Source organism: Frankia sp. CeRuru1 (genome assembly GCF_977966315.1).
In genome coordinates this window covers 1-8828 of sequence record NZ_CDWWEW010000219.1, presented here as the reverse complement: position 1 = coordinate 8828, position 8828 = coordinate 1, and the positions used below count along the sequence as shown (strand labels likewise).

Sequence of the window (8828 nt, the reverse complement as noted above, 5' to 3'; positions counted from 1 at the left end):
TTCCACCGCCGTACGACGGGCGTGATCCTATGAACAACCAGACCGATCTTCGTCTCACTTCGCAGCGGATGGCCGTGCTGGCGGTGCTGGCGGCGGCCCGCGACCACCCGACCGCGGCCGAGGTCTACGAACGGGTACGGACCGTGTCCCCGGGGATCGGCAGCGCGACCGTATACCGCACACTGGCGTTGCTGGTGTCCGCCGGTCGAGCGCTCGAGCTGCGCCTGGGCGGCGGCCCGGCGGCCCGGTACGACGCCAACACGAGTCGTCACGACCACGTGGTCTGTGGCGGATGCCGTCGGGCGGTCGACATTGATCACCCCGTCCCCGACGGGATGATGGCGGAGATCGCGTGCCGCTCGGGATTCGCCATCACCGGGTACGACCTGCAGTTCCGGGGGCTGTGCCCGGATTGTCAGGCGAACGGCTCCGGCCCGGCCCGCGGCGCGGACAGGACCGGTCAATAGTGAACACCCATCCACAAGGAGCACTTCATGCCGAAGCTTGACGGCACCAAGACCCACGAGAACCTCAAGGAGGCGTTTGCCGGCGAGAGCCAGGCGAACCGGCGTTACCTCTACTTCGCCCGCCGGGCCGACATCGAGGGGCTGACCGACGCATCGTCGCTGTTCCGCGACACCGCGGAGGGCGAGACCGGGCACGCCTTCGGGCATCTGGATTTCCTCGCGGAGGTCGGCGACCCGGCGACGGGCGAGCCCCTTGGCACGACCATGAAGAACCTGGTCAGCGCCGTCGCCGGCGAGACCTACGAGTTCACCGCCATGTACCCCGGCTTCGCCAAGACCGCCCGCGAGGAGGGCTTCGAGGAGATCGCGGACTGGTTCTCGACCCTCGCCCGGGCGGAGAAGACCCACGCCGGTCGGTTCAAGAAGGCCCTCGACGCGCTGTCGGCCGAGGAGACGGCCGACGCCTGATCGTCGGGGTTTCTCGATCGACCGGGCCGGGGTGGCGGGGCGATGCCAGTAGTCCCCGTCGCCACCCCGGCCCGTATCGTCGCTCCCGCGCCGTGGGCCCTCGGCCGTTCCTGGGCCCTCGGCCGTTCCTGGGCCCTCGGCCGTTCCTGGGCCCTCGGCCGTTCCTGGACCGCTCGCCCATTCACGGATCCCAGCATTTCCGGACAGGAGATCGCACGATGGCGCTGACCATCGCCGACATCACCACCGACCACCAGGCGTACGCGGAGCGCCGGCCGCGGCTGCGCAGTCAGATGATCCTGGTGCGCGCCGAACGCCGGGTACGGGTCGGGGACATCGTCGTCCTCGAGTTCGAAAACGAGCAGACGCTGCGCTACCAGGTGCAGGAGATGGTCTACACCGAGCGGCTGACCGCCTCCGCCGACGTCGCCCACGAGATCGATGCGTACTCCCGCCTGCTGCCCTCCAGCCACGTCCTCACGGCGACGGTGTTCATCGAGCTCTCGGTTCTGGAGACCGTCCGCGAGGAGTTGGGGCGGCTTGCCGGGCTGCAGCACAGTCTCGCCCTGGAGATCGGCGGGACCCGGGTGGCGGGCGAGGAGATCCCCGGCCTTGACGAGGATCCCGATGTGACCACTGAGACCGTCTCCGTGCACATGGTGCGCTTCGCGCTGACCGATTCGCTCCGGGATGCCTTCCGCGACCCCGAAGTGCTGGTCGAGCTCGTCGTGGAACACCCGGAGTACAGCGAGGCGACGCCGTTGACCGGAGCCACCCGGCGTGCCCTCATCGCGGATCTCGCGTTGCGGTCCTGACCGGCCCACTCGGCCGGCGCCGACCTGTCACGGCCGGTCGCAGCCGGTCACGGCCGGTCGCGGTCGCGGGTCCCCGGTCGCGGGTGAGGTCGGACACGTCCGCGGGCAGTCGGTTCGCGCGCGGTGGGATGGGTAGGCGGAACACCTAGGGCACGCGTCCGTGTCGGCACGTCCGCCCACCCGTCAACGTCAGCACGTTCATCCACGTCAGGGAGCCACCCGTGACCGATGACCAGCTACGTCCCGACCGCACCCGCCCCGGCGCCGCTGTCCCGGCCGGCGTCCCCTCCGCGCAGGGCACGGCCGCGCGGGCCGCGCTGCACCGCCTCGCCGAAGGTAAGGACGAGCGAGCGGCGCTCGGCGACCTCGCCGTCGCCGAGGTCCTGCTGCCCGACCTCGGTAACGACATCACCGATCTGTCGGAGGAGGACGACAGCGTCCTGCAGCTGCCGGTGGCCGAACGGCAGGACGGCACCCAGTTCGTCCCGACGTTCACCTCTGAGCAACGCCTGGCCGAGGCGCTGCCGGAGGTGGCGCGTTACCGCACGGTCCAGGTGGCAGCACTGGGCCGGATCTGGCCGTCCGATGATCTCCTGCTCGCGGTCGATCCCGGCTCGGAGGGCGGCATCGCCCTGCCGGCGGACGGCCTGCGGGCGCTCGCCGCGATGTCCGGCTGAGGCCCGGCCGGCGTCACGTCACGTCGCGGTCGGGGGCCACGTCGCGGTCGGGGGTGTCCGTGTTGGCTCGACCGTGCCCGCCGAACGGCGCTGGCGGGCCGGTGTGTCGCGGGTGAGGCACGCAACATCGGCCGGGTCAGCCTTGTCGCTCCGCATCGTTCGTAGGCCGACTGACATCGCTGTGACCTGCGTTTTTCCAGTTGCGGCAGGGCTTTGCCGGGCACGCGAGGCAGCCGCCACGATGATCCGGGGCGGTCATCGACGGGTCGTAGTCCTACCGAACGTCGAACCTACGGTGGCGCGTGGGCCGTCCCGTGCCAGAATGACCGACGTGGCCTCAGCCCCCGTCCTCGAGAAGGCTCCTCCACCGCACCCGACGGCCAACCGTCCCTCGATGGTCTCGGTTGGCACGGTCGTGTGGCTGTCATCGGAGCTGATGTTCTTCGCGTCCCTGTTCGCGATGTACTTCACGATCCGTTCGGTCAACAGCGGCAACTGGCCGCCGGCTACCGGCGACCCTGCCGGATCCGAACACGGACCCGTGGAGCTGCACGTCGGGTACGCGTTGTTCTTCACCGTGATCCTGGTTCTGTCCAGCGTCACCTGCCAGCTCGGCGTGTTCGCCGCCGAGCGTGGTGACGTGTACGGGCTACGGCGCTGGTACCTGATCTCGCTGATCATGGGTCTGGTGTTCGTCGGCGGCCAGGTGAACGAGTACTTCAGCGAGAACAAGTTCACGATGGCGTCGCACGCCTACGGATCGGTGTACTACCTGACCACCGGTTTCCACGGGCTCCATGTGATCGGCGGTCTCGTCGCCTTCTTGATGGTGCTGGGCCGATCGATGTACGGGCGCTTCACGCCGGAGAAGGCGACCTCGGCGATCGTCGTGTCGTACTACTGGCACTTCGTCGACGTTGTCTGGATCGCCCTCTTCGCGACCATCTACCTCCTCCAGTGAGCGACATGACTGCATCCTCGGGCACCTCGTCATCCTCGAGCACGCCGTCGGGCATCCCACCGTCGGGCACCCCCGCGCCGGGCACCCTGGCGTCGGGCACTGCGGCGTCGCGATCCTCGGTGCCGGTCGCCGCCACGAAGCGGTTCTCGGGCGGGCGCCGTTCGCCCGCGCGTCGTCGCCGGAGGTCCTCCGCGCTGGTCATGGTCCTCGGCCTGCTGGCCACGGGGGTGCTGTGGACGGTGCTCGCGCCGGGCGGCAACGCCGCGCAGACCCCGGACGCCAATGAGGCGGTCCGGCAGGGCCGGGCGCTGTACCTGCAGGGCTGCTCGACCTGCCACGGGCTGGGAGCGCAGGGCACGAACACCGGGCCCAGCCTCATCGGCGTCGGCGCCGCCGCGGTGGACTTCCAGGTGTCGACCGGCCGGATGCCGCTGGCCGCCCCCGCCGCGCAGGCCGACCGCAAGCCCCCGATCTACTCGGCGACCCAGATCGACCAGCTCGCCGCGTACATCCAGAGCCTTGGCGGCGGCGAGGAGATACCGAAGGTCACGGACGCGGCGCTCAACGACGCCGATCTGTCGCACGGCGGCGAGTTGTACCGGGCCAACTGCGCGCAGTGCCACCAGGCCGCCGGGCAGGGTGCGCCGCTGACCTACGGCAAGTTCGCCCCCTCGCTGAGTGAGTCCACCCCGGTGCAGGTCGTCGAGGCCATGCGGACCGGGCCGGAGTCGATGCCGGTGTTCGGCCCGCGCCAGCTCAACGAGGAGGACGCGATCGCGATCGCGGCCTACATCAGGCACATGAAGGAAACGCCGAGCGCCGGTGGGCACAGCCTCGGTAACTACGGTCCGGTGCCCGAGGGGCTGCTGGCCTGGCTGGTGGGCGTCGGTGCCCTGCTGGGCGTGTGCCTGTGGATCGGAGCGAGGCAGAAGGTATGAGTGACCAGACGGGCCCGGGAACGCCGGGGCCGGCGGATTCCGGTGCGGACCAGCCGTCCGTCCCGAGGGACCGGCGTATGCACTACCCGGGCTACCAGGGCGAACCGGCCGATGAATCTGAGCAGGACTCGATGAGCAGCATCTTCAGAAGGGCGAAGCACCCGGTGGACACCTCCGGCCAGCCCGCCGGGGGATCCGGGGTGTCCGCCGGCGGCCCGGACGTCCCGGCCGGGACGCCGGACGGCCCGGAGGCCCTGGGCACGCCGCCCCACCAGACCGACTCGACCCGTGAGCCCGGGACCACGGCCGTTCGCCCGCGGGCGGGGGTTATCCAGCCGACCTACGGGGAACGGGCCGCCGGCGGGGTGACCGTCCGTCCGCCGCGCGCGCAGGACGTGGACCGCCGGGCCGAGCGGCGGGCGGAGCGGCTGATCGCCGGCTGGTTCTTGATCTCGGTGATCGGCACCGTCGGGTTCGTCGTCACCAATTTCGCCGGTGACAAGCACAAGGCGTACTACACCCCCTCCCTCGGGGCCGCGCTGGGCCTCGCCGTTGGTGGGCTCGGCATCGGCCTGATCCTGTGGGCCAAGCGGCTGATGCCGCACGAGCAGGCCGTGCAGGAGCGCCACGCGTTCGCCTCCTCGAAGGAGGAGATCGCCCTCACCGAGGAGGAGATCGCGGCCGGGTTCGCCGACACCGGCCTCGCGCGCTACCCGTTGCTGCGCCGCACCCTGCTCGGGGCTGGCACCGTGCTCGGCGGGCTGATCGTGGTGCCGCTGCTGAACCTGACGAACGCCAAGCCGGGCAAGAAGCTCGACCACACGAGCTGGGTGAAGGGTGCCCGCCTCGTCACGGAGGACGGCCGTTACGTCAAGCTCGGCGACGTCGCCATCGGCGGCATCGAGACCGTATTCCCGGCCGTTCCGGTGACCGAGGCCGACGGCACCGTCGCGTACCAGCCGAAGACCGATATCCAGACCAAGGCCGACAGCACGACGATCCTCATCCGGCTGCCACCGGGGGTCGACCGCCCCCGCAAGGGCCGGGAGGACTGGGGCGTCGACGGCCACGTTGCCTACTCCAAGATCTGCACGCACGCCGGCTGCCCGGTCAGCCTGTACGAACAGCAGACCCATCATCTGCTCTGCCCCTGCCACCAGTCCGTCTTCGACGTGCGGGACGGCTGCCGGGCGATCTTCGGGCCGGCCAGCCGGTCCCTGCCACAGCTTGCCATCGCCGCGGACAATGACGGGTTCCTCTACGCCCGTGACGGTGACTACCACGAGCCCGTCGGTGCCGCCTTCTGGGAGCGCTCATGACCACCGCCTCCGCCCCCGAGTTCGTCAAGCGGCCGGGCCCGATCCGGAAGGCCAACCGTGAGCTCGACGAACGGTTCGGCAACCAGGCCTTTCTGCGGCGCAACCTGAACAAGGTCTTCCCCGACCACTGGTCGTTCATGATCGGGGAGATCGCCCTCTACAGCTTCATCGTGCTGCTGCTGACGGGCATCTACCTGACCCTGTTCTTCGACCCGTCGAACACCGAGGTCATCTACAACGGTTCCTATGTCCCGCTCAAGGGCGTGGAGATGAGCCGGGCCTACGCCTCGACGCTGGACATCAGCTTCGACACCCGGGCCGGTCTGGTGTTCCGCCAGATCCACCACTGGGCCGCGCTGGTCTTCGTCGCGTCGATGGTCGTGCACATGTTCCGGGTGTTCTTCACCGGCGCGTTCCGCAAGCCCCGCGAGACCAACTGGCTGATCGGCATCGGTCTGGTCGCCCTGTCGATGCTCGAGGGCTTCGCCGGCTACTCGCTCCCGGACGACCTGCTCTCCGGCACCGGTCTGCGGATCGCGGCCTCGATCGCCCAGTCCATCCCGATTATCGGGACGTGGACGTCGTTCCTCGTCTTCAACGGGGAGTTCCCGGGCGTCAACTTCCTGCCCCGGCTCTATGTGACGCACATCCTGCTGGTGCCGGGCGTCCTGCTCGCGCTCATCGGCGCGCACCTGGGCATCCTGTGGCACCAGAAGCACACGGACTTCCCCGGGCCGGGCAAGACCGAGGACAACGTCATCGGCCACCGGGTCTTCCCGGTGTTCGCGGTGAAGTCCGGCGGGTTCTTCATGCTGGTCTTCGCGATGCTCGCGCTGCTCGGTGGTCTCGCCCAGATCAACCCGATCTGGATGTTCGGCCCGTACGACCCGGCGAAGGTCAGCGCGGCCTCCCAGCCGGACTGGTACATCGGCTTCCTCGACGGCTCGACCCGGCTCATGCCGCCGTGGGAATGGCGCGGCTGGGGACACACCCTCCCCGCGGTGTTCTGGCCGACTGCCGTCCTGCCGGGCATTATGTTCACGCTGGCGGCGCTCTATCCCGCGCTGGAAGCCAGGTTCACTGGGGACACGAAGCCGCACAACCTCCTGCAGCGGCCCCGGGAGGCGCCGACCAGGACCGCGATCGGCGCGATGGCGATCAGCTTCTACCTGGTGCTGATGATCTCCGGCGGTAACGACATCATCGCCAAGACCTTCAGCATCTCGCTGAACGCGATGACCTGGGCCGGCCGCATTGGGCTCATCGTCGTGCCACCGATCGCCTACGTGGTGACGAAGAAGATCTGCATCGCGCTCAACCAGAAGGACGCCGAGATCGAGCATCACGGCATCGAGACCGGGATCATCCGCCAGCTTCCCAGCGGGGAGTTCGTGGAGGACCACCGCCCGAAGCCAACTCCCATCCCCGACCATCCGCTCGTCCCGACGGACCGGTTCGAGCTGCCGGCGGCCAACGGGCACGGCGACGGTCACGGCAAGGGGCTTGCGCGCCGCGCCGGCAAGGCCGTGACCGGGTTCTTCGTCGAGGAGAAGCAGCCACCCGGCGGCGGCCGGCAGTAGCCCGTCCGGCCTGACGGAGTACCTGACGGAGTACCTGGCGTCAGTACGTGGCGTCCTGACGTCATGACCTGACGTCACGTCAGGCCGACGGGAACCACTCGTCACCGTCATACGCACGTACCGGCCGGCCGGGGGCCGCACTGAATCCGGCCGCGGCGCGGATGGCGCCCGCGGCCGGCCAGCTCCACTCGCCCTCCAACCGCACGAGCCGTACCCCCGGCCCACCGAGCCAACGGGCGATGCGCTCGGTCTCCTCGACGGAGGCGCACGGGGCCGGGCCGGGCCGTGGCCGCACCGTCTCGGCGCTGGCGACCACGGCGTCGACCCAGGGCCGCGGATCGACACCGGGCGGCACGCTCGCCGCCGACACCAGCCGGCCGTGACGCACCATGGCCAGATCCCAGCCGGCCTCGGCGGTCGGGGCCGCGGCGACGAGCTCGGCGACTCCGGTGAGAGCCGACAGCCGTTGGGCACGTGCGGCCGCGCGGACGAACGCGATCATCCGGTCCCGCTGGACGGCGGCCTCCTCGTAGCGCTGCTCGGCGGCCAGCCGGTCGATGCGCCGCGTCGAGGCGGCGATGACTCGGCCCGGATCGCCGGTGATGGCGGCCCGGGCGGCGGCGACGTGCCGGCCGTAGCTCGCCACGTCCTCCCGGCCGTCGCACGGCGCTCCGCATCTGCCGAGGTCGGCGAGGGTACAGGCGGGCCGACGCACGCGCGGGGACAGGCGCCCGGAGCACTGGCGCAGCGGCACCGCGGCCAGCAGCGCCTCGGCGGCGGCGTCGGCGGCGCGGACGCTGCCGAACGGCCCGAGATAGGTCGCGTCGTCACGGGCGGTGCGCACCCGTGAAAGCCGCGGGAACGGCTCGTCGGTGAGCTTGAGGTACACGGAGCGCTCCGGGAAGCGGGATCGGCGGTTGTACGGCGGCTTGTACTCGGCGATTAGCCGCAGTTCCCGGACCTCGGCCTCCAGGGCGTGCGCGCAGCCGATCGCGTCGACCCGCTCAGCCAGCGCCACCATCTCCGCCATCCGGGTCCGGGGCTCGCTGGCGGTGAAGTAGGTACGGACCCGGGAACGCACCGAACGCGAGGTGCCGACATACAGGGCCCGTTCGTCGGCGTCCCGGAAGATGTAGACACCCGGGCCCGTCGGCAGGCCGTCGGCCAGGTGCCGTTTGCGTCGCTGGGCCGGCGACACCCGGGAGCTGTAGTCGTGCAGGTCCTCCAGGGTGGTCACGCCCGCGTTGCCGAGCCGTTCGAACAGCCCGTGCAGCACGTCGACGGTGGCCCGGGCGTCCGCCAGCGCCCGGTGGCGGGGTTCGACCGGGCTGCGGAACAGCGAGGCCAGCGACGTGAGCCGGCAGTCGGGACTCTCGTCTCTCGTGACCACCCGCCGGGCGATACGCAACGTGTCCAGATACTCCCAGGCGGGCACCGGATAGCCGCAGAGCTCGACGGCGGCGCGCAGGAAGCCGAGGTCGAACGGGGCATTGTGGGCGACAAGAACGGCACCGCGGGCGAACTCCAGGAAGGTGGGCACCACCTGCGCGACCGGCGGCGCCGTCGCCACCATCACGGCGGTGATGCCGGTGAGCACCGAGAC

9 protein-coding genes are annotated in these 8828 nt (G+C 70.4%); 8 read left to right on the top strand and 1 reads right to left on the bottom strand.

Annotated elements, in window-relative coordinates; translation table 11 throughout:
• Window positions 1–29: 29 nt before the first annotated feature.
• From AC08OP_RS15715 to qcrB, 8 genes are all read left to right on the top strand, one after another.
• Window positions 30–467, top strand: coding sequence for a Fur family transcriptional regulator (locus tag AC08OP_RS15715; protein WP_476593555.1), 438 nt, complete (start codon window positions 30–32; stop codon window positions 465–467).
• Between the two features lie 27 nt (window positions 468–494).
• A complete protein-coding gene (locus AC08OP_RS15710; RefSeq protein ID WP_462186431.1) occupies window positions 495–935 on the top strand; it encodes a rubrerythrin family protein in 441 nt (146 codons plus the stop codon).
• A gap of 218 nt (window positions 936–1153) precedes the next feature.
• Entirely contained in the window at window positions 1154–1750 is a 597-nt protein-coding gene (locus AC08OP_RS15705; RefSeq protein WP_476614885.1) for a DUF3501 family protein, read from the top strand.
• Between the two features lie 221 nt (window positions 1751–1971).
• Window positions 1972–2427, top strand: coding sequence for an SseB family protein (locus AC08OP_RS15700; protein ID WP_476600648.1), 456 nt, complete (start codon window positions 1972–1974; stop codon window positions 2425–2427).
• A gap of 322 nt (window positions 2428–2749) precedes the next feature.
• The gene (gene ctaE / locus AC08OP_RS15695) at window positions 2750–3388 is read left to right on the top strand and encodes an aa3-type cytochrome oxidase subunit III (RefSeq protein WP_462186428.1); all 639 of its coding nucleotides are present in this window, start codon (window positions 2750–2752) and stop codon (window positions 3386–3388) included.
• A 5-nt stretch (window positions 3389–3393) separates the two neighbouring features.
• Entirely contained in the window at window positions 3394–4326 is a 933-nt protein-coding gene (gene qcrC, locus AC08OP_RS15690; protein ID WP_476614884.1) for a cytochrome bc1 complex diheme cytochrome c subunit, read from the top strand.
• Window positions 4323–5645 (top strand): cytochrome bc1 complex Rieske iron-sulfur subunit, encoded by a 1323-nt coding sequence (gene qcrA / locus AC08OP_RS15685; protein ID WP_476614883.1) that lies wholly within the window; start codon window positions 4323–4325, stop codon window positions 5643–5645. Before qcrC ends, qcrA begins: the two co-directional genes overlap by 4 nt.
• Window positions 5642–7225 (top strand): cytochrome bc1 complex cytochrome b subunit, encoded by a 1584-nt coding sequence (gene qcrB / locus AC08OP_RS15680; RefSeq protein ID WP_476614882.1) that lies wholly within the window; start codon window positions 5642–5644, stop codon window positions 7223–7225. The genes qcrA and qcrB overlap by 4 nt, the downstream gene beginning before the upstream one ends.
• A gap of 79 nt (window positions 7226–7304) precedes the next feature.
• Here qcrB and AC08OP_RS15675 read toward each other — a convergent pair.
• Window positions 7305–8828: DEDD exonuclease domain-containing protein (locus AC08OP_RS15675; protein WP_476614881.1), on the bottom strand; the 1524-nt coding region annotated here is incomplete at its 5' end.

What these genes read in the sequence shown, in the direction of transcription:
- qcrC (WP_476614884.1), top strand. Translation starts at nt 3,394, where the DNA reads ATGACTGCATCCTCGGGCACCTCGTCATCCTCGAGCACGCCGTCGGGC.
- qcrB (WP_476614882.1), top strand. Translation starts at nt 5,642, where the DNA reads ATGACCACCGCCTCCGCCCCCGAGTTCGTCAAGCGGCCGGGCCCGATC.
- qcrA (WP_476614883.1), top strand. Translation starts at nt 4,323, where the DNA reads ATGAGTGACCAGACGGGCCCGGGAACGCCGGGGCCGGCGGATTCCGGT.
- AC08OP_RS15710 (WP_462186431.1), top strand. Translation starts at nt 495, where the DNA reads ATGCCGAAGCTTGACGGCACCAAGACCCACGAGAACCTCAAGGAGGCG.
- AC08OP_RS15705 (WP_476614885.1), top strand. Translation starts at nt 1,154, where the DNA reads ATGGCGCTGACCATCGCCGACATCACCACCGACCACCAGGCGTACGCG.
- AC08OP_RS15715 (WP_476593555.1), top strand. Translation starts at nt 30, where the DNA reads ATGAACAACCAGACCGATCTTCGTCTCACTTCGCAGCGGATGGCCGTG.
- ctaE (WP_462186428.1), top strand. Translation starts at nt 2,750, where the DNA reads ATGACCGACGTGGCCTCAGCCCCCGTCCTCGAGAAGGCTCCTCCACCG.